This window comes from Brevinema andersonii (assembly GCF_900112165.1).
In the GTDB taxonomy this organism is placed as follows: Bacteria; Spirochaetota; Brevinematia; order Brevinematales; family Brevinemataceae; genus Brevinema; species Brevinema andersonii.
This window is the reverse complement of the sequence record NZ_FOKY01000003.1, coordinates 38,748-59,259: the sequence shown is the minus strand read 5'-3', so window position 1 is coordinate 59,259 and position 20,512 is coordinate 38,748. Positions and strand designations below refer to the sequence as shown.

Here is a 20,512-nt window from a genome sequence, read left to right as displayed (position 1 = left end):
TTTACAGGTGAATTTATGTTTACGTCACAAAAAATGTTTTTGATAGATCTTCTTGTGTTAAAAAAAGATGAAAATAAAGTATCGCAGTTTGTTGTAGAGTCAGGTATCTTTGAACCTTCAAGTCTTTCATTTTTTGTTAATGATCCAGAAAAATGGGTGAAGGAGCAAAATTCAGATAAAAAGAAAATTATAACTGATTATGAACGTTATGCTATAGAAATTAAAAATTTTTTTGAAAAGTATGCTTCTAATAGAAAAAATAGTACGGATTTACTTCATTATAAATCACAACTTTCAATCCCTGCTATTGGCGATATCCTTAGGTCTGACCAAAATAAAGTTGCTTATTTCCAAGATAAATTTATGGCAGTGAGAAAAAAAAAGGAAGAAGTTGCTGTTAAAATGGCAGGACTTAGGATGTATAATCAGTCGGTACGTCATGCTGAACAACTTAAAGATCCTGAAGAATTATATTCTGTTTTGGGAGTTATTAGTATTGGTAATTTGGAATTATTAAAACATGAATTTGCCCGTTTTAATGGCGAAATATTGACAGAAGGGCATATTAATGATTCTGAAATTGTATTTTTGGCAGTATCTAGGGAGCATATGCATGAACTAAATTCTTTGCTAGAGAAAGTGTACTTTATTAATTATGGCCTTCCTGACGAATTTTTCGGGAGGGGGGTGGTAAATATGATGGAATTAGGTCTAGAATTTACTATACTATGTGATAAGGAATTGTTATTAGAGAATGAATGTCAGAAAATAGCTCCTGAAATTTTACAAGAATTAAGACAGATTTTTTATTCAATATCTTTATACAATAAAATTTCAGAAGTTAATAATTCTGTACGTCAAGCGGGTCATTTTGTTGTATTTTCAGGTTGGATAGCTGCAAAAGAATTTAAAAATTTTAAAATAGAATTAGAAAAATTATGTGGACAAAAATATGAAATGCATATTACGAATACAGATTATTTCTCTACAGGAACCGATGTTCCTACAAAATTAGGAAATCCTCGTATTTTTAAGCCATTTGAAACCCTTGTTACTCTTTTTGGTATCCCTGGCTATCGAGAGATTGATCCAACACTTCTTGTAGCTATTTTATATGTTGTGATGTATGGTGCGATGTTTGGCGATGTTGGACAGGGATTGGTGCTGTTAAGTGTTGGTTTAATTGGACTATTGTTTAAAAAATCTGCTTTTCGTTTAATTTTTTCTTTAATGGTTTGGGTAGGTATTTCAGCGACTATTTTTGGATTTTTTTATGGTTCTATTTTTGGATATGAAAATATTATTCCTCATTTATGGCTTAGTCCAATGCATCAAACTACGACACTATTAACCTATTCAGTTTGTTTCGGAATAGGGGTGATTATTCTAGGTTATTTGTTAGGTATTATTAACGCGATCAAAATTAAAGATTGGCAAATGTTAATTTTTTCTCATAAAGGGATTATTGCTTTTGTTATTTATCTGATGTTTTTAACAGTATGTTATAGAATAATAAAAGGTGAAACAATTTCGTTATGGCTAGTGATATCTATTATTATTTTGAGTATTTTTCTAGGTTTTGAGAGAGTTTGGGATGTTTTATTCTATGGGCATGGAAAATTGTCAGAATGGTGGATGGGTATCTTTGATATGTTTGAATTTTATTTGTCGTTACTTTCAAATACTATTTCTTTTGTGCGTATTGGAGCTTTTGCTTTAACGCATGCTGCTTTAATGTTAGCTATTTTTGCTTTAAAAGATCTTGCTTCGAATCCGATAGTTGGTAATATTATTTTGTTATTAGGCAATATTTTTGTTATTTTCTTTGAAGGATTTATTGTTGGGATTCAAACATTAAGATTAGAATATTATGAATTTTTTGTCCGGTTTTTTAAGGGTTCGGGTAGGCTATTTAAACCTATAAATCTGAATAAGGATGTATAAAATTGCTTAAATTATTATATAATCTTGGCTGGGATGAATATTTTAAAAATTTTTCTAGCAGATATCCGGAACTTGTTCCTGCACGAATAACACAAAAGCATAGTTTTGGGTATAATATTATAACGGAATCAGGGCATTTTTCGGCACGGTTAAGAGGCTCTTTAAGAAAATCATTATTAAAAGAACAATGGCCAGTTGTCGGTGATTGGGTTATGGTGAGTTTCAATAATGAGAAAGCTATTGTTGAAGTAATTCTTCCACGAAGAAATAAAATTTCACGTAAAACTTCTGGGAAAACTTCAGTTGAGCAAGTAATTACTGCTAATGCAGATATTATATTTTTAGTGGTGTCTCTTCTCGAAGGTTTTAATCCTAGAAAAATTGAGCGTTATTTGACATTATCTGCAGAAAATCATATTGATTTCATTATCCTACTTAATAAAATTGATTGCATAGAAAATGCTGAACAGTTTCTTCTTGAAACGCGGAAATTAGCTCCAAATATTCCTATTCTATTGACTAATGCTCATGATCCGCTAATTGTCGATGTGCTTTTAAAATATCTAAGTGCAGGAAAAACAGCAGTATTTTTAGGATCTTCTGGAGTTGGAAAATCCACAATAGTGAACACTTTGTTAGGTCAGAATGTTCAAATGACCAGATCGGTAGGTAAAAATAATAAAGGAAAGCATACAACAAGTTCGAGAGATATGTTTTTTCTTGAAAATGGAGGGATTATTATTGATAATCCTGGCATTAGAGAACTATATGTTTGGCTGGATGATTGCGAATCATTATCAGAAAGTTTTAGCGATATTCAACAGTTAAGTTTGCAATGTCAATTCCGTAATTGTGTTCATTTGCATGAACCAAATTGTGCTGTTCGTGATGCAATACGAAATGGCCAATTAGATTCCGGACGTTTGGAAAATTGGAGAAAATTAAAATCAGAGACATTGGAACTTCTTTCAAAAAGACAGGAAGCAGGACAGAAAATTCATAAACAACAATCTTATATACTATCAAAATATAAAAAAAGAAAAAATTCCCCCAGAGCGATTTTCGATAAAAAGAGGAAAATATGATCCATGAAAGCAATGTCATAGTAAGATATGCAGAAACAGATATGATGGGAATAGTTCATCATGCTGTTTATCCTATTTGGGCGGAATTTTCACGAACACAATTAATGAGAGATATGGGTATTTCTTATTCTGAAATAGAGGCTCTAGGTATCGTGTTACCAGTAACGGAATTAGGATTTCGTTACAAAGCTCCTACCTTTTTTGAAGATAAAATTACTATATTAAGTGCTGTTACACATTTAGACAATCGTCGTCTTCGATTGGATTATCAAATTCTTCGTAATGACTCAGAACTTTGTGTAATTGGATTTTCTAAGCATATATTTACGAATGCTGAATTCAGAAAGCCTATGCGTATTGATCAAGAACTATTAACTGATTTTACTTTATATTTTCATCCTGAATTTCAACAAATGTAATAGAGGTTATTTTGAACTTATTTCGCCATAGAAATAATACTCCTAAAAAATTACATACATCTCATTCTTTGTCTTTATCAGAAAAATATAATCCTGATCGCTTGTTATTATTGGTATTTACAAAAACGAGGCGTCAATTTCTAACACGGATTGCAATTCTCTTTACAAAATTAGGTAATGGACAAGCTTGGTTATTATTTTCTTTAATTATTATGCTATATAGCGTGCCTATTGGTGTATCTTTTCATATTTCTGCTTTATTGCAGCTTTATGGTCAAATATTTTTAAAGAATTTAGTCAAACGGACACGTCCTTATTTAGTATATCAAGATCTTGATTATTTGTATGCTCCACCTGATCCTTTTTCTTTTCCATCGGGTCATACAGCAGCTGCATTTACTATGGCATTTACGGCAAAATTGGTTTTTCCAGTTGCATGGCCTTTTTTTTTAATAATCGCGCTTATTATTGCATTTTCAAGGGTTTATTTAGCTGTGCATTATCCTTCGGATATTTTTGCAGGTATCATTCTTGCATATTTTTCTGCTAAGTGTGGGACGTTTCTATCTCAAATTGTGACAGGAATCATGATATGAACTTGTTAGAAAGTTTGAATAAATATGCTAATCAATTTTCTCTTATTAAAGCACAAGATAATAATTATACGATAAAATATGACGGTCTTTATTTGCATAGCAGTAAGTTTCCTGTTTTAGAAGCTCAACGTTTTATTGAGCCTCTTAAATATTGTGATCAATCTGCTACAATAATTATTTTATGGGGTGTGGGATTAGGGTATCATACAGAACTGCTGGTTCAACAAGGATTTACTATCATTGCTGTAGAATTGAGAAGAGAAATAGCAGAAATCTTTAAAATGGTATTTCCTATTGAAAAATTGCATGCATTTATTGATGTTGACGATCCACAAAAGATTTTTGATGCTATTGTATCTCTTCCTGCATATCAATCTTTAAATTTTGTTGACTTGTCTATGAGAAATATTACATTCAAGGATCAAGTGTGGACCTCATATACCGAAAAAGGAAAACATGTATTACGTTCGACTCATAATATACATTTTCATCTTATGGAATCTTGGTATTGTAATATTTTACAGAATATTCAATTATTAAATTCCCAGAGTATTAGTATAATTCCTACTACTGTATTTTGCGGAAAGAAGGTTATTATTTGTTCTGCTGGGCCTTCCTTGAAGGAAAGTCTCCCATACTTAGAAAAAATACATCATTCTTATGTGATTATAGCAGTTGATACAGCATTGAGTTCTTTATTAGAGTATGGGATAGTACCTGATTTTGTTCATGCTGTTGACGCGAAGATTCATAATGTTACGGATTTCGTTTCTATTGAACATTCTATTTTTAATAAAATGATACTTATTGCTGATATTTCTGTACATCCAATTATTGTCAATCAGCCGTGGAAGGCAATTTCTTTTGTGTCTACAGGACACCCAGTGAATCATCCTAAAAAAGGCCTATATATTCACCGGATTGAGTTGATAAATTTTTTGATGTCTTATGGGATAAAGTTTCCCGAGCTGCAAACAGGAGGTTCTGTTGCGACCTCTGCTTTTCATTATGCTGTGTCCCACGGAGCTGAAAAGATCATTATGATAGGTCAAGACCTTGCTTATACGAATTATAGAGGTCATGCAGTAGGAACAACTTACGACCGTCAATATAGAAGCAATGCCAATCGATTAAAAACTTTAGAGACCATTCATGTGCATAAATTGCCTGATTTTTATGCTCAGGGAATAGATAACCAACTTGTATTAGTAGATCCATTATTAGAACAATTTCGACATTGGTTTGAAATGTCCATAGCATTTTGTAAAGAAGAAAATCTGCATAATAGAGTAATAAACGGATCAGAAAGCGGAGCATTTTTTGATTCTTGGAGTCATGAAAAATTATCAGTGATAGGAAAAAATGATAATATTCATATCGATAAAATATTTGATTTTTCCTTGAATCCAATAATAAATTTGACTGTGTTGTTTGAAAAATTATATATTGAGTGGATCAATTTTGTTTTGGATTCTCATCAAAAAAGCCTATTACATGAGTATTTTTACTCAGAATATACTCAATTGTTAAAGGGAGAAGTTTATAATGAATTTCTTTATAATAGAAAATATAACAGATTGAAAAAAATAATAGCTCAATATCACTTTCAAGGAACAAAAATATGAAAAAATGTACTTTTTTCTTAATTAAAATGTTATTTTTAATAACACCTATTATGGCAAAAGATAGAGTAGATCAATTTACTCATCCGAATAATCTTTATAATAATGGTTTACAATTTTATTATAATAGTGAATATGGGCCAGCAATGAAATGTATCAAAAAAGCTATGCTTCTTGCTCCCAATAATAAACAAATTAGAACTTTATTTTATCAATTAAGAAGAGAAATAGGATTACCGGTAGTATTTACTCAAGATAATGTGATTAGTAGGATGTTTGCTGTTTTTTTTAATGCGGTTCCTCCTCAATGGAATGCAATTTTAGGATCCTTTTTGTTATTAATTGTTTCTTTAATAGTATTTTTGCCAGTAAAAAAGAAAAAATATATTTTGTATATAATAGGTATGTTTAGCACTTCTGTTGTTCTTTTAAGTGTTGGCTTAATTCGTTATTATATTTTTTTTAATGTGCCGGATAGGATAGCAACACATATTATTGACCTTTATGAGGAACCTGATGTGAAAAGTAAAAAAAATATTACTTTACCGGCAGGATCGGAATTGAGGGTGGTAGATCAAATAGGTGAATTTTTACTTGTAAAAACTCTTGATAAAAGAGAAGCTTGGGTTCAAGAAGAATTTGTACCTCCTTTATGGGAATAAAAGAGTATAAGTTTTATCTGCTCATAAAAATAATCCCCTAAATTAGGGGATTATTTAAAGTAGGAGTGTTGATCAAAATAAAAACGGAACCAGTTTTTATTTTGATATTTTTAGTCTTTACCAGTAGCAGAATAGCTTTCTGTAAAGACTTTGCTGAGATTATCTGCTAAGCGATCAATTGTAAAGGATAAATAGGTCGGATCATTAATTTTTCGTCTTAGAGATTCAGTTCTTTCCGGGGTTAAGGAACCTGAATTGGTCTTAACAATAAGACGCCGGAAATTACGTTTTCGGTCGAAAGATAGTTCGGACACGGTTAACCTCATTAAAAAAAATTTGGTCTGTGCCCAATCTCCACAACATCTCCTCTTTTATTATAATTTACAAAAATCACATCAAAACGAATTTCTGTAAAATTAATATTTTCTTTTTCTAAAAAAATTTCTGCTGTCTTTCTAATATTTTTCACCTTTTTGGGATTTATCGAAATATCAAAATCACTTTTTGGGGTACGCATTTTAACTTCTATGAATACTAAAGTGGTATTATTGATAAAAATTAAATCAATTTCTCCGAATTTTGTAAAATAATTTTGTGTAATAAATTGCCAGTTTTGTTCCAATAAAAACTGTTTAGCTTCGATTTCTGCTTTTTGGCCTAATTGTTTTTTAGATAAATAGGTTTCCATAAAATTTCTTCTGTATCATATAATAAATTTTCGGAGTCTTTAGTAAATGCTTTACTTTTTAGTACTAGAAATTTGTATTAAATTATTGATTTTTCCTTATTTTATGTTATACTTATATATATTTTCTAAAGGAGAAGAGGATTTTATGCACTTGTTTTTGAAAGTTAATATGATGATTTTATTTATTTCTATTAATATTTTTGGGCAGGAGGATAGTAAATTATATCCTTTTCCTCAAAATGGGAAATGGGGATATATAAATTCTGCAGGAAAAATCATTGTTCCTCCGAAGTATGAATCTGCTACAGATTTTTCTGAAGGGCTTGCAAAAATTAGTACTTATGATGATAAACGTGAACTATTATATGGATTTATTAATATACAGGGACGAGAAATTATTCCTCCTAAATTTTTATCTGTTTCTGATTTTAATGGTGGTGTTGCACAGGTCAATATCCGTGGGAAATTTGCTTATCTTTTGCCTTCAGGGACTATTGCTAGTAGTGCAGTATATGATGCTATTTTTCCTATAGTTGAGTCTGTATCAAGATTTAAGAGAGATGATTTATTTGGATATGCTTCTTCTCAAGGAAAAGAAATAATTCCTGCTGCTTTTTTAGATGCTTATGATTTTCAAAATGGCCTAGCATTAGTAAAGACATTGGTTGGTCGAAATGCTTTATATGGATACATTGATAAAAAAGGTATTTTTACAATAGATCCACAATATAAAAATGCTCGCTCCTTTTCAGAAAACATTGCAGCAGTATCAGATGGAAGATCATGGTTTGTGATTGATAAATCAGGAACAGTGATTACAACGAAATCTTATGATTATATCGGAGATTTTAAAAATGGATTAGCTAGAGTAAAGCGTGGAAATTCATGGGGTTATATCAATAAAAATGGTGAATTAGTAATTCCTACCATTTATAAAAATGCTGATGATTTCTATCATGGTCTTGCTATTGTTTCTCAAAATAATTTATTTGGCTATATTAATACACAAGGCGAGCTAATTGCACCGTTTATTTTTACTCGTGCCGCTCGTTTTGATGGTACTTTTGCACGTGTTTCTCAAAATAATCAACATGGATTTATGAATGCAGAGGGTAAATATAATTTGACTGATAAAATATCATCCATAGGATCCTTTTTTTATAACAGAGCTAGAATGAAAGTGGATAAATATATAGGTTATTTTGATAATTTGGCAAAAGTAGTCATCAAGCCCTCTTTTTTACAAGCTTCTGATTTTAAAGGTGAATTGGCAATAACATTATCAGCAATTCCTGGTGGATTTAGGACTGCTTATATCAATAAGCAAGGAATTCCTGTGAAATCATGGAATATAGTTTCTAAGCCAGTCCCGCAAGATCGGGATATTTTATATGTTATTGCTTATCCTAGTATTCCATTTTATAAAGAGAGTGATCCAGCTTCTCGTGTTATTATAAGAATGGATTATGGGGCAGAATTAGAAAAAACTTTTCAAAGAACTGCAGTACCTGTTATTGGACATGGACTATCTGGATTGTTGTATACTGCGAAATTTTATTCTAGACCAGGTTTTGTATTTTCAGAAGCGGTTTCTTTCTACCCTCCTCCTAAACCTGGAATGGGAATTTATCCCTATTTTCGAGATCATTTTGGGATTATTTCGGAAACTGGCTCTCCCTATACTTTCACAACAAGCATAAATGCTGCATTTTTTAATGGGGTAGTGATGACTCGTATAATTAATAAAAATATGATTCAAGATACTTATGTTATTCCATTTATGAAATTAAATGAAGCATTTTTTTTATTTTCATCTGCATTAGGTTATCCAGTATCAGAATATCCTAATAAAAATGGAACATTGCCTAATTATTTAGGGAATCATTATGAAGCTCGGTTTTATGGGAAAAATGACAATGAGAATAAGCCAACAATGTTTTCTATCAATATAGGATCCGAAAAAATTATAGTTAGTAATCAAAACAATGGTCTTATAATGATTCATGATTATCCTAAACCCTCTTCTATTAAAGTTGTTGTGCCAGAAATTGTTGATCCTATCTTCAAATCAGATACCAAAATAGACAATAAAGCAGTATTAGAAACAAATGAAGTATTATCTAATGTTAGTAGTTCTGAATATACTGATCATCAAAGTATTATTGTCGAAGAAAAAGATGAGATAGTATTATCTAGCACCACCATAGAATCTAATAATTAGATAACGGAAAATAGCTCCTTAATAGGAGCTATTAATTGTTTTGTATTATTTTTCTAGAATTTCTTTTTTTTGCAGAATTATTTGTTAATTCTATTAGTGGATGATGTTTTATTTGAAAATTTAGCTGATCTTTATCCAGATTAACCCTAATTGTCAAGATTTCTATTTCTGGATTGTGAGGTTTTCCATTTTGTAAAATCAGTTCCGATGCTGGAATTTCAATATATTTTGTAATACTTCTACGTAGTGAACGAGCTCCATATTTTTTATCAAATCCTTGTTTCGTGAGGTAATGAATCACATCTTTTGTTATATCAAATTTAATGCCTTGAGGTTTAATTTGTTCGTTTAATTCATAAATCATACGTTCACAAATTGAAATTAACATATCTTCATCGAGAGGATTAAAAATAATAGTTTCATCAATGCGGTTTAAAAATTCAGGACGAAAATAATTTTTTAGATCAGATAATACCATTTCTTTTCGTTTTTCATATTCTGTTTGGAATTCAGAAAAGCCCAAGGAGGATTTCTGAGTTAAACGCTGTGTGCCTAAATTAGAAGTAAAGATAATCAATGTATTTTTGAAACTAATTTTTTCACCTAGTGAATCTGTAATGTGTCCTTCATCTAGTATTTGAAGAAACATATTGAATATATCGGGATTGGCTTTTTCTATTTCATCAAAAAGTACAACAGAATAGGGGTGACGTTTAATTTTTTCGGTAAGTTCGCCTCCATTTTCATAGCCTACATATCCTGGAGGTGCTCCTAATAATCTTGATGAGTTATGCTTTTCCATAAATTCACTCATATCAATGCGTACTAGAGCATCTTCTGTGCCAAATAAAAATTTAGTAATTGCTTTTGCTAATTCAGTTTTTCCTACCCCAGTCGGTCCTAAAAATATAAAACTACCTAATGGTTTATTAAAATCTCTAATTCCAACAATATTTTTCTTAACAGCTTGACTAATAGCTTTAATAGCATGCGGCTGTCCTTTTACACTTTCAGTCAGTATGTTTTCTAACTCCAGAAAACGCGTATATTCGCCATCAACGTGTAATTGCTGTATGGGAATATCTGTCATTTTAGAAATTACTTTATAGATTTCATTGCTATCGATAATAATTTCTTCTTTTTTAGTGTCTGATAGCCACTGCTCACGTAAGGATGCTAATTCTTCACGTTTTTCTCTTAGAGTATCTCTTAGTTCTGCTGCATTTTCATATTGCTGTTTTTTTACTAAATCGTTTTTTAAATTTTCCAAGCGAGATAATTCCAATTCTAATTCTGCTAGTTGATCTGGCTTATCGGATAAAATACTTGATGCTTGAGCACCTGCTTCATCCATAATATCAATAGCCTTATCTGGAAAATACCGATCCATCATGTAACGTGAAGCTAACTGTACGATGGTTTTAAGAGCTTGTGGTGTAAAATTGACATTATGGAATTCTTCATATTTATTTTTTAGGCGTGTTAGAATAGTAATTGTTTCTTCTAAGGAAGGTTCATCAATACGAACAACTTGAAATCTTCTTACTAAGGCTTTATCTTTTTCAATACGCTTTTTATATTCGTCAAATGTTGTTGCTCCTATTGTTCGAATTAATCCACGTGCCAAGGCTGGTTTAAGCATATTGGAAGCGTCTAGAGCACCTTCTGCATTACCTGCTCCTAAAATAGTATGGATTTCATCAATAAAAAGAATTACATCTTTATCTTTTTCAGCTTCTTGCATAAGATTTTTTAAACGTTCCTCAAATTCGCCTCGGTATTTTGTTCCCGCAACTAAAGCTCCCATGTCTAAAAGTAGAATTTTCTTTCCAATGAGCATTTCTGGAACGGAATTCGATACAATTAGTTGAGAAATTCCTTCAATAATCGATGTTTTTCCAACTCCTGGTTCTCCGATAAGAATTGGATTATTTTTTGTGCGGCGGCATAGAATTTGCATTACGCGGTTAATTTCTTTTTTACGGCCTACAACAGGATCTAATTTACCTTCTGCTGCTTCATTAGTTACATTTCGACAAAACTTGTCCAAAAAAGGGGTTTTGATTTGTTTTTTCTTTTTGTTCCAAGTGCGCAATTCTCCATAACCAACAATGCTAATAACGGCATTTCTTAACTGATGGATATCAATTCCATGATTTTCAATGATAAAAGGTACAATAGCATTTGAATTATTTTCATTGTAAATCCCTAAAAGGAGGTGTTCTGTACCAATATAATTATGTCCAATTAATTTAGCTTCTTGTCGTGCAATTTCAATTACTTGATGGACTCTTTTTGAAATAGGAATACCACCTAATGTTAGAGTATCACTACCTTGGCCTCTTAAAGCAAATTCTACAGCCATTTGCAGTTCTTCGATATTGAGACCCAGATTTTGCAAGGTACGTACCGCTGAACCTTCTGATTCCCTCAGGATGCCTAAAAATATATGTTCCGGAGTAAGTTCTTCACCAAATAAACGTCGTGCTTCTTGTTGAGCTAGGATAGATACAACACGTTGAGCCCTATGAGTAAAGCCTGTAAAATCATACATAAATTCTTCCTTCTTATTTTATTATTTTTATTTATTAGGGAACAAGTTTATTCTATTAGTCGGATATTTTTTTAAATTCTTTTGCTTTTTTCTAATTTAAGGAAGTGTGAGAAAGTATTATAACTAATAAGTTAGTATCGCAAATAATAGCATAAAAATAAAACTGATAAGTTATAACTCTGTGAATATGGATATAAAATTGTAACTTTTTATAAGAGTTTATAATTTAGTATAGAATATTATATTTAAATAATCAACTAATTATCTGGTTTAAAAAAAATCACATCTTCAAAGGGAATAAGTTTTCCAAATTGAGATAAATTGAAAGGTATAGTTAAATTTTGGGGAATAATATAAGTAGTATTGTCCATAAAACTTTGTGATAAAAATTGCATAGTTTCTTTTTCTAGAGATTCTAAATAATAACTAGGATATCTTAAAACAGGGGATAAATTGATTGTTTTTTTGTAGTGTAATGCATAGGACGCAATTTGTTCAAATTGTGGGATATCATCTAGTGATTCTGTACCAATCCATATAATATGAGATGTTTCATTTAAAAACTGTTCAATTTCTTGAGAAAGAGGCACATAAACAGAGTATTCGTAATTAAATGATAGTTTGACAGTAAAAAATTGTATACTAAGTAAACAAAATAAATAAATAATACATAAAAATTTTTTTCTTAGATATAAAAATTCTGCTGTATGAGCAATCATGATAGGTATCATCCATAGTAATGGAAATATAAATCGAGGACCAGATGTAAGTAGTAATAATATTCTATTTTCTATCCACGCATTGTTATATATCTTGAAAGTTTTATTATAGGAACTTACACCACCAGCAATAGAGCATAAAAAAAATATAAAAACTGAAAAAAAAATGGGGGTATACTTTTTTATATGATTAATCTGGGGATAAATAGAAAATGTAATCAAAAATACTAACAAACCAATTATAATTCCTAATCCGGGATAAATGTACGAAATATTATATTGTTGTGTTATATTAATAATATTGGGCATGATAAATAAACTTGGTTGTATAGGTGCAATAGGCAATTTAGGAACGGAAAAACTAGGAAGGTAAAACATCCCAATGATGCTTAATGATCCGATACAAATCCCTAATGAATAAGCAAAAAAATTAGCAGCTTGCATTACAGAAATTTGATGTTCGTAAAGATAAAGACGTACGGTATCTGCTATCATGATAAAAAAGTTAATAAAAATAAAATAGGGATGAATAAAAGCTGAAATAACGATAATTCCATACCATTCAATGGATAAGTAACTGCGTTTTTGAAAAAATAATGATAATCCCCAAAGAATTGTCCATTGTCCTGCAAGCCATGGATGAAAAAAAGTATGATACCAAAAAAATGGCATAGAAATAAATAAAAGTGTAGTTAGTGTTGTGGATAAAAGGTCAGAACAAATTTCACGACAAATGCGGTACGCAAAAAAAGTAGTAAGTAATACTGATAGAATAATCCATATGCCAAAATATTGCATATCATTCATCTCGAAGATTTTAAAAATAAGGGCTCCTAATGGTATGGTATCAGTTAATGATAGTGGAATTCCATAAGGAGGAGCAATTAACCTAGTGAGAGACAAAGGAAAATAAAAATAGTCTTGCCTAAAAATTAGGCTTATTAAATGCAATATTCGAATATTCTGAGGAAGTTGTCCTGTATTATTGGGTGATAGGTAACCAGCATAACATAGTAAAGTAAACCATAAAGCAGTACATATTGGTATAGCTAGTGATAGAAAAGAACTGATTTTTTGTAGTGAAGAGTGAGAAGAATTAACCATAATTCTATCCTAGTCCCATAACTTTTTTAACTTTGTCTATCTTAGAGTGGGCGATAATTCTAGCTTTTTCGGCTCCTAATTTCATTAAATGAAAAACTTCATCAGGAGAAGAGTTTAATTCCAACATTTTTTTTCGTGCTGATTCGAAGCAATGCATAATAATTTCGAATAACTCTGTTTTTGCATGCCCATACCCATATCCACCATTTAAATAATTCTGCCTCATTTTTTCTATTTGCTCTGAAGAGGCAAACATTTTGTATAAAAGAAAAATGGAGCAATTATTAGGATCTTTGGGATTTTCTAGAGGAGTAGAATCTGTAGTAATATTCATAATACTTTTTTTTATTTCTTTTTCTGAAGCAAAAATTGGAATAGTATTATTTTTTGATTTACTCATTTTTTGTCCATCGGTACCTGGTACAATAGCAACAGCATTTTGTATTAAAGGTTCAGGTATAGTAAAAATATCACCATATTCCCGATTGAATTTTTCCGCAATATCTCGTGTGATTTCTACATGTTGCTTTTGATCGGCACCAACCGGTACTAAATCAGCATCATAAATCAGAATATCTGCAGCTTGCAGCAAAGGGTAATTAAATAATCCCATATTAACGTTTTTTTGTTTAGTGATAGCATCTTTGTATGCATGGGCGCGTTCTAAAAGTCCCATGGGGGTCACTCCTGATAGAAGCCAGCAAAGTTCTGTATGTTCAGGAACATCACTCTGAACAAAAATAATACTTTTTTCTGGATCTAATCCTAATGCTATAAATGCTTTAAAAATATTAATAGTTCGTTCTTTTAATAATTTAGGATCCGGAATTTCATTTAAAGCATGATAATCGGCAATAAAATATAAATTTTCAATATTTTTATTGTTTTGTAATGCTAAGAATTCTTGAAAAGCGCCAAAATAATTACCTAAATGAATATCACCGGTAGGCTTGATACCTGATAATGCACGTTTTTTATTCATGATTACCTCATAGATATATTTTTCAAGGCTAGTTGACCACAAGCTGCATTAATATCTTGACCTTTTGGAGTTCTTAGCACAAAAGGAATAGAATGATGTTTCAATTTTTTGGTAAATTCTTGAATTCCCCTAAAACTAGGGGCGTCATAAGGAAGATTGTCAACTGGGTTTAACGGAATAACATTTAGATTATATTTTATATTTGTTAACTCATGTTTAAGTGCAAGGACATCCTTTTCAGAATCATTAAATCCTTCGATTAAGATATATTCAATAGTAATACGCCGACCTGTTTCTTTTTGATATAATCTTATAATATCAAGTACTTGTCTTGTATTTTCTTTACGAGCAATCGGCATAATATTTTTTCGTTTTTCGTGATTTGCAGCGTGTAGAGATAATGCTAATCTAATTTGACCAGGAGCTTGAATAAATTTTTCTATACCGTTGATAATTCCTGCAGTTGATATAGTGATTCTTCTTGTACCAATATCAAAACCAGCTTGATTATTAAGAATTTCAATAGACTTGAGAACTTCCTCGTAATTCAGCATTGGTTCTCCCATGCCCATAAATACAATATTATCAAGGGCTCGCGAGTAAGGATCAAGTTTATAACGTTTTTTTATTTCAGCATCTACTAATAGAACTTGTGAAATTATTTCTTCTCTTGAGAGGTGTCGTGAAAATCCTAATTGACCTGTTGCACAAAAAGAACAACGAAGTGCACATCCAACTTGGGAAGAAACGCAAATAGTATAACGAGAATCACCTTCATTATGAATCATGACACTTTCGATTCGAGCTCCATCTTGAGCTTTGAAAAGAAATTTTAAAGTGCCATCTTGAGATTCATTAATAACAATTGTTTGAAGTACAAGAATATTGAATTGTTCTTTGAGATTTTGACGTTCTGATTTAGAAAGATCTGTCATTTGTTCAAAATCAAAAATGCTTTTCTTGTAAATCCATTTGAAAATACTTCCAGCTTTATGACGAGGGTAGGATAAAGCAATTAATATATCTTGAAGCTCTTTTAAATTATGTCGTAAAACAGATGACTGCATAATAATACCTATATATAAAATATAAATAGTATACTATACTGTTGCCTTTTTGTAAAGAATTTTTAAATGATACTATAAATTAATTCCCATTTCCTGAAGAGCTTTTTTGGCTTCTCTGCGTACAATAGCTTCGGGATCTTTCATTGCTTTATATTTTAGTATTTCTTGTGCATTTGTTGCTTTCATTTTTCCTAAACTTTTAATAGCTTCAGTTCTTAAAGCTGTGTCATCACTTTTGGTGAGTTGTTCCATAATGGTAATGGTTTCATCGTTAGCAATATATCCTAATCCGGAAACAGCATTCAAGCGAACCGATTGAGCTTCTTTTTCATTCACGGCAATAGGACTAAGAATAGCAACAGCATTTGTGCTTTCTGTACGTCCTATACCTAAGGCGGCATAACGTCTGATGAATTGAGATTCAAAACTATCTGTAAGAATGCTTTCAAGTAATGGGATTTGTGCTGCATCTTGATACATACCAACAGCTACAACAGCCGAACCTCTTAGATCTTGATGAAGATCTTTATTTGTTGCTATTTCAATGATAATTGGCAATGCTTCTTGAAATTTTATTTCTCCTAGAGCTCTTACAGCTGAAGCATTGAAGCGTATTGCTTCAGTGTTAGAGAGTTGGATACTTAAATTAGAAAAAATTTCAGGTCCTGCTGATCCAATTTTTAATTTTTCTATCGCAAAAGCTGCGCGTTGAAGTACAATTAAATCTTTTTCCTTACTGAAAACTTTTTTCCAAAATTCAGAATTATCGTTAGTTAAATCGATGAATGTATAGATTATTTCTTCCTTTACGGTCCGATTATCGTCTTTGAGAAATTGTTCTTGTAATATTTCTATACTATTTGTCGCTTTAGAGGAACGGATCTGTTTAACGGTGTTTAATCTTTGAGTAGAAATTCCAAAGTTTAATGTTTCTTTCCATTGGTCTAGCTGAGTTTGTTTACTATTATTTGTTGCGGTAGTATTGTCAGCATTAGTTTGTGTAAAAATTGTTATTGGAAATAGCAAAAAAATAAAAATAATTTGTATCATCTTATTCACCTCAATAGAAATCTTAATAGAAATATCGGAATATTTTTCATTAAGGTGATGATATTATAAATAAATTTGTCAATTGGCATAAGAATTGCTATATTTTTGATGAAAGGAAAATTTTTGAGGAGGCATTTGTGCCCGAACAAGAAAATATTATTGAAGAAAATAACGGATCATCAGCACAACCAGAAGAACAAACATCAGAAAGTATTTCAGAACAAGAAGATACAGATCTTTTAAGTATTTTAGAGAAGGAAAAACAAGAGCTTAAAGAAGCATATTTGCGTCTTTCTGCAGAAACTGATAATTATAGAAAACGTATACAAAAAGAAAAAGAAGAATTCCAAAAGTATGCTGTCCGCGGTTTGATAGAAAATTTACTTCCTGTAGTTGATAATTTAGAACGAAGCTTGAAAGCTGCTGATTCATCTGATAATCTTGAATCCTTAAAGCAAGGCATTTCTATAGTGTTAGCTCAGTTTGAAGATATACTTAAGAATACTGGACTAGAAAAAATAGAAATTCAAGTGGGAGATGAATTTGATCCTCAAGTAAGCGAGGCACTAATGATCGAAGAAACGGATGATGGACAACATCCAATGACTGTAACTGAAGTTTTCGAAACAGGAAGAAAATTAGGTGGCGTTGTCCTGAGAAGCGCTAAAGTAAAAGTTGCTAAGAAAAAACAACAATAATAAAAATTTATCAAGGAGATGAAATCATGTCTGGAAAAATTATAGGGATCGATTTGGGAACAACAAATTCTGTTGTTTCTGTGATAGAGAACGGTAAACCTGTAGTGATTGCAAACCAAGAAGGTGCTCGTACAATGCCTTCTATTGTGGCTTTTACCGAGAAAGGAGATATTTTAGTTGGTGCTCCTGCGAAAAATCAAATGGTTACAAATCCTGAAAATACTATTTATTCTGCAAAACGATTTATTGGTCATCGTTTTGAAGAAGTAAGTAACGAACATATGCCTTATGTAATCAAAAAGGGACCTCATGATAATGTGGTATTTCAAACACGTATTGGTGATCAGACTCCTGAACAAATCAGTGCTTTCATTTTGACTAAATTGAAAGAGGCTGCAGAATCTTATCTTGGTGGCAAAATCCATAAGGCTGTGATTACAGTGCCGGCATATTTTAATGATTCACAACGCCAATCCACCAAGGATGCTGGGACAATCGCTGGTTTAGAAGTAGAACGTATTATTAACGAACCTACTGCAGCAGCTTTGGCTTACGGTCTTGACAAAAATAAGGAAGGAATTGTTGCTGTATATGATTTTGGTGGTGGAACGTTTGATATCTCTATCTTAGAGATCGGTGATGGCGTTTTTGAAGTAAAAGCAACCAATGGTGATACGCATTTGGGAGGCGATGATCTTGATAATGCTATAATTAAACATATTATTACTACATATCAAAAAGAGTCGGGAATTGATTTATCCAAAGATCCTATGGCAATGCAGCGGTTGAAGGAAGCTGCAGAAAAAGCAAAAATAGAACTTTCCAGCAAAGCTGATACACAAATAAATTTACCATTTATTACAGCTGATGCATCTGGTCCCAAACACCTTCAAATGAATATGACTCGCGGCGAACTAGAGAATATTGTTCGTCCTATTGTAGAACGTTCTATTTCTCCTTGTGAGCAGGTTTTAAAAGATGCTGGTATTTCCAAATCAGATATTAATGAGATCATTTTGGTTGGCGGACAAACAAGAATGCCTTTGATCGTTGATTTAGTTAAGAATTTCTTTGGAAAAGAACCATCTAAAGGTGTCAATCCTGATGAAGTTGTTTCTTTGGGGGCAGCTATTCAAGCTGGTGTTTTAAATAAAGAAGTAAATGATATTTTATTGCTTGATGTTACACCTCTTTCTTTAGGTATTGTGACATTAGGAGATGTAAATACTGTTTTAATTCCGAGAAATACGACTATTCCGGCATCTAAGTCTCAAATTTTTTCTACTGCTGCAGATAATCAAACTGCAGTTACAATTCAAGTGTTGCAAGGCGAACGCCCTATGGCTAAAGATAATCGTACCTTAGGCAACTTTAATTTGGAAGGTATACAACCTGCTCCTCGAGGAATTCCTCAAATTGAAGTAACATTTGATATCGATGCTAACGGAATTCTGCATGTTTCTGCTAAAGACAGTGGATCTGGCAAGGAACAGAAAATCAGAATTGAATCTACGGGCACGTTATCGGCAGATGAAATTGAACGCATGCAAAAAGAAGCAGAAGTCAATGCAGAAGATGATAAAAAAGTGCGAGAGAATATTGAATTAAAAAATCAGGCTAATTCTGTTTCTTATGGAATTGAAAAACTTCTCAGAGAAGAAGGAGATAAAATTTCAGATACAGATAAAAAAGAGTTGGAAGAAAAGAATGCAGATTTGAAAAAAGCAATCGAAGGCGATGATATGAATACTATTGAAGCGGCTATGAAAGCGTTAGAACCGGTTTCAGCTAGAGTATATCAGCAAATGGCGGCAGCAGCTCAACAAAATTCTTCCCATAAATCAGATGAACGAGAAGATGATGTTATCGATGCAGAGGTAATTGATAAAGATAAGGAATAATGATTTATTTTTTCTAACACCAAGGAGTAAAATAACTACTCCTTGATTTTTAAACTTGACCATCGAAATATTGTTGTGCATGATACATATAAAATAATAAAATAAAAAGGTGTGTATGGCAGATTATTATGAATTATTAGGGATTAGCCGTGGTGCCAGTCAGGAAGAAATAAAAAAAGCATTCCGTAAACAAGCAATGAAGTATCATCCTGATAGAAATCCGGGTAATAAAGATGCGGAAGAAAGGTTTAAAGAAATCGGAAAAGCTTATGAAGTATTGTCCGATCCGGAAAAGAAAAAAATGTATGATCAATTCGGAGAAGCTGCATTTCAAACAGGAGGAGCCGGTCCTGGTGGATTTGAAGATATTTTTCGTGGTTTTACAGGCAGTGGTGGTTTTGGTGGCGGATTTGAAGATATTTTTGAAAGTTTTTTTGGAGGACGGGCTTCTCATCAAACTCCAGAAGTTCGAGGTGCAGATCTGGAAGCTTCTGTATCCCTAGAATTGAAAGATATATTACGTAAACAAACGGTCGATTTAAAAATTAAAAGAATGGAAATATGTTCTACATGTGATGGTACTGGCTCGAAATCTAAGAGCCAGCCAGAAATATGTGCTGCATGTCATGGGTCAGGACGTATTCAAGTAAGCCAAGGTTTTTTTGCGATTACGCAGCCATGTCCAACATGTCATGGTTTAGGTAAGACAGTAAAAGATCCTTGTCCTGTGTGTCATGGTGAGGGTATTCAACAAAAAAATAGTAAAGTATCAGTAGTTATCCCTGCAGGTGTAGAAGATGGTATGAGATTGCGTGTTAGTGGGGAAGGAAGTGCTGCTCCTTTAAATGGTCCACGTGGAGATTTATATATACATTTGAATGTTCGTAACAATACGCAATTTGTGCGTGAAGGTTCTAATTTGTATGCAAAATTACCTTTAAGTTTCGCTAAAGCTGTGTTGGGAGGAGAAGTAGAAGTCCATACATTAGAATCAAAGAAAAAAGTAAAACTTCCAGAAGGTGTTCAACCAGGTCAAAAAATAAAGCTAGAAGGAGAAGGGTTACCTGATTTACGTGCTCATAAACGAGGAAATTTATTTTATGAAGCAACTATTGAAGTTCCCAAAAATATTAATAATAAAGCTAAAACTATATTAAAAGAGTTTGGAAAAGCAATAGGAGAAAAGTTGTAATATTTGTA

At 31.9% G+C, this 20,512-nt stretch carries 17 protein-coding genes; 10 read left to right on the top strand and 7 right to left on the bottom strand.

Translation table 11 applies throughout. The annotated features are described in order from the left end of the window. The first annotated feature begins 15 nt into the window (after nucleotides 1-15). Genes BM018_RS03595 through BM018_RS03570 form a run of 6 tightly spaced genes read left to right on the top strand, consistent with a single transcriptional unit; the run spans nucleotide 16 to nucleotide 6,328 of the window. Entirely contained in the window at nucleotides 16-1,944 is a 1,929-nt protein-coding gene (locus BM018_RS03595) for a V-type ATP synthase subunit I (protein WP_092318709.1), read from the top strand. A 2-nt stretch (nucleotides 1,945-1,946) separates the two neighbouring features. Further along, complete coding sequence (gene rsgA / locus BM018_RS03590; RefSeq protein ID WP_092318707.1) at nucleotides 1,947-3,029, top strand: ribosome small subunit-dependent GTPase A; 1,083 nt, start codon at nucleotides 1,947-1,949, stop codon at nucleotides 3,027-3,029. Beyond that, a complete protein-coding gene (locus tag BM018_RS03585) occupies nucleotides 3,026-3,448 on the top strand; it encodes an acyl-CoA thioesterase (RefSeq protein WP_092318705.1) in 423 nt (140 codons plus the stop codon). Before rsgA ends, BM018_RS03585 begins: the two co-directional genes overlap by 4 nt. A gap of 11 nt (nucleotides 3,449-3,459) precedes the next feature. Then, the gene (locus tag BM018_RS03580) at nucleotides 3,460-4,044 is read left to right on the top strand and encodes a phosphatase PAP2 family protein (protein WP_092318703.1); all 585 of its coding nucleotides are present in this window, start codon (nucleotides 3,460-3,462) and stop codon (nucleotides 4,042-4,044) included. Next, nucleotides 4,041-5,669, top strand: coding sequence for a 6-hydroxymethylpterin diphosphokinase MptE-like protein (locus tag BM018_RS03575; protein WP_092318701.1), 1,629 nt, complete (start codon nucleotides 4,041-4,043; stop codon nucleotides 5,667-5,669). Before BM018_RS03580 ends, BM018_RS03575 begins: the two co-directional genes overlap by 4 nt. After that, nucleotides 5,666-6,328, top strand: coding sequence for an SH3 domain-containing protein (locus tag BM018_RS03570; RefSeq protein WP_092318699.1), 663 nt, complete (start codon nucleotides 5,666-5,668; stop codon nucleotides 6,326-6,328). Before BM018_RS03575 ends, BM018_RS03570 begins: the two co-directional genes overlap by 4 nt. A gap of 110 nt (nucleotides 6,329-6,438) precedes the next feature. On the opposite strand, the gene BM018_RS03565 is transcribed toward BM018_RS03570, so the two are convergent. Then, nucleotides 6,439-6,642 carry a hypothetical protein gene (locus BM018_RS03565; RefSeq protein WP_092318697.1) on the bottom strand — a complete coding sequence of 68 codons (204 nt, stop codon included), beginning with the start codon at nucleotides 6,640-6,642 and terminating at the stop codon, nucleotides 6,439-6,441. A gap of 11 nt (nucleotides 6,643-6,653) precedes the next feature. Beyond that, complete coding sequence (locus tag BM018_RS03560) at nucleotides 6,654-7,016, bottom strand: YraN family protein (RefSeq protein WP_092318695.1); 363 nt, start codon at nucleotides 7,014-7,016, stop codon at nucleotides 6,654-6,656. Between the two features lie 145 nt (nucleotides 7,017-7,161). Between BM018_RS03560 and BM018_RS03555 the strand changes: the two genes are divergently transcribed. Beyond that, a complete protein-coding gene (locus BM018_RS03555; protein ID WP_159428158.1) occupies nucleotides 7,162-9,237 on the top strand; it encodes a WG repeat-containing protein in 2,076 nt (691 codons plus the stop codon). Between the two features lie 31 nt (nucleotides 9,238-9,268). Here the strand turns inward: BM018_RS03555 and BM018_RS03550 are convergent, their stop codons facing one another. From BM018_RS03550 to BM018_RS03530, 5 genes are all read right to left on the bottom strand, one after another. Beyond that, entirely contained in the window at nucleotides 9,269-11,791 is a 2,523-nt protein-coding gene (locus BM018_RS03550) for an ATP-dependent Clp protease ATP-binding subunit (protein ID WP_092318691.1), read from the bottom strand. Between the two features lie 257 nt (nucleotides 11,792-12,048). Beyond that, a complete protein-coding gene (locus tag BM018_RS03545; protein WP_092318689.1) occupies nucleotides 12,049-13,614 on the bottom strand; it encodes a DUF6311 domain-containing protein in 1,566 nt (521 codons plus the stop codon). Between the two features lie 4 nt (nucleotides 13,615-13,618). After that, on the bottom strand, nucleotides 13,619-14,596 hold the full coding sequence (trpS, locus tag BM018_RS03540) for a tryptophan--tRNA ligase (protein ID WP_092318687.1): 978 nt from the start codon (nucleotides 14,594-14,596) through the stop codon (nucleotides 13,619-13,621). A gap of 2 nt (nucleotides 14,597-14,598) precedes the next feature. Continuing rightward, nucleotides 14,599-15,663, bottom strand: coding sequence for a dual-specificity RNA methyltransferase RlmN (gene rlmN, locus BM018_RS03535; protein ID WP_092318685.1), 1,065 nt, complete (start codon nucleotides 15,661-15,663; stop codon nucleotides 14,599-14,601). Nucleotides 15,664-15,735: 72 nt separating this feature from the next. Beyond that, nucleotides 15,736-16,713 (bottom strand): HEAT repeat domain-containing protein, encoded by a 978-nt coding sequence (locus tag BM018_RS03530; protein ID WP_092318683.1) that lies wholly within the window; start codon nucleotides 16,711-16,713, stop codon nucleotides 15,736-15,738. 137 nt (nucleotides 16,714-16,850) lie between these two features. Between BM018_RS03530 and BM018_RS03525 the strand changes: the two genes are divergently transcribed. The 3 genes from BM018_RS03525 to dnaJ all read left to right on the top strand — a co-directional run bounded on the left by BM018_RS03525 (nucleotide 16,851) and on the right by dnaJ (nucleotide 20,504). After that, the gene (locus tag BM018_RS03525; RefSeq protein WP_159428157.1) at nucleotides 16,851-17,411 is read left to right on the top strand and encodes a nucleotide exchange factor GrpE; all 561 of its coding nucleotides are present in this window, start codon (nucleotides 16,851-16,853) and stop codon (nucleotides 17,409-17,411) included. A gap of 26 nt (nucleotides 17,412-17,437) precedes the next feature. Further along, nucleotides 17,438-19,312, top strand: a complete 1,875-nt coding sequence (gene dnaK / locus BM018_RS03520; RefSeq protein ID WP_092318679.1) for a molecular chaperone DnaK — start codon at nucleotides 17,438-17,440, stop codon at nucleotides 19,310-19,312. Nucleotides 19,313-19,427: 115 nt separating this feature from the next. Then, entirely contained in the window at nucleotides 19,428-20,504 is a 1,077-nt protein-coding gene (gene dnaJ / locus BM018_RS03515) for a molecular chaperone DnaJ (protein WP_092318677.1), read from the top strand. The last annotated feature ends 8 nt before the right edge of the window (nucleotides 20,505-20,512 follow it).

Bases quoted from the DNA above. Each gene is read 5' to 3' on its own strand.
- BM018_RS03585 (WP_092318705.1), top strand. From the start codon at position 3,026: ATGATCCATGAAAGCAATGTCATAGTAAGATATGCAGAAACAGATATG.
- BM018_RS03570 (WP_092318699.1), top strand. From the start codon at position 5,666: ATGAAAAAATGTACTTTTTTCTTAATTAAAATGTTATTTTTAATAACA.
- BM018_RS03550 (WP_092318691.1), bottom strand. From the start codon at position 11,791: ATGTATGATTTTACAGGCTTTACTCATAGGGCTCAACGTGTTGTATCT.
- dnaJ (WP_092318677.1), top strand. From the start codon at position 19,428: ATGGCAGATTATTATGAATTATTAGGGATTAGCCGTGGTGCCAGTCAG.
- rlmN (WP_092318685.1), bottom strand. From the start codon at position 15,663: ATGCAGTCATCTGTTTTACGACATAATTTAAAAGAGCTTCAAGATATA.
- BM018_RS03595 (WP_092318709.1), top strand. From the start codon at position 16: ATGTTTACGTCACAAAAAATGTTTTTGATAGATCTTCTTGTGTTAAAA.
- BM018_RS03560 (WP_092318695.1), bottom strand. From the start codon at position 7,016: ATGGAAACCTATTTATCTAAAAAACAATTAGGCCAAAAAGCAGAAATC.
- BM018_RS03545 (WP_092318689.1), bottom strand. From the start codon at position 13,614: ATGGTTAATTCTTCTCACTCTTCACTACAAAAAATCAGTTCTTTTCTA.
- BM018_RS03530 (WP_092318683.1), bottom strand. From the start codon at position 16,713: ATGATACAAATTATTTTTATTTTTTTGCTATTTCCAATAACAATTTTT.
- trpS (WP_092318687.1), bottom strand. From the start codon at position 14,596: ATGAATAAAAAACGTGCATTATCAGGTATCAAGCCTACCGGTGATATT.
- BM018_RS03555 (WP_159428158.1), top strand. From the start codon at position 7,162: ATGCACTTGTTTTTGAAAGTTAATATGATGATTTTATTTATTTCTATT.
- dnaK (WP_092318679.1), top strand. From the start codon at position 17,438: ATGTCTGGAAAAATTATAGGGATCGATTTGGGAACAACAAATTCTGTT.
- BM018_RS03575 (WP_092318701.1), top strand. From the start codon at position 4,041: ATGAACTTGTTAGAAAGTTTGAATAAATATGCTAATCAATTTTCTCTT.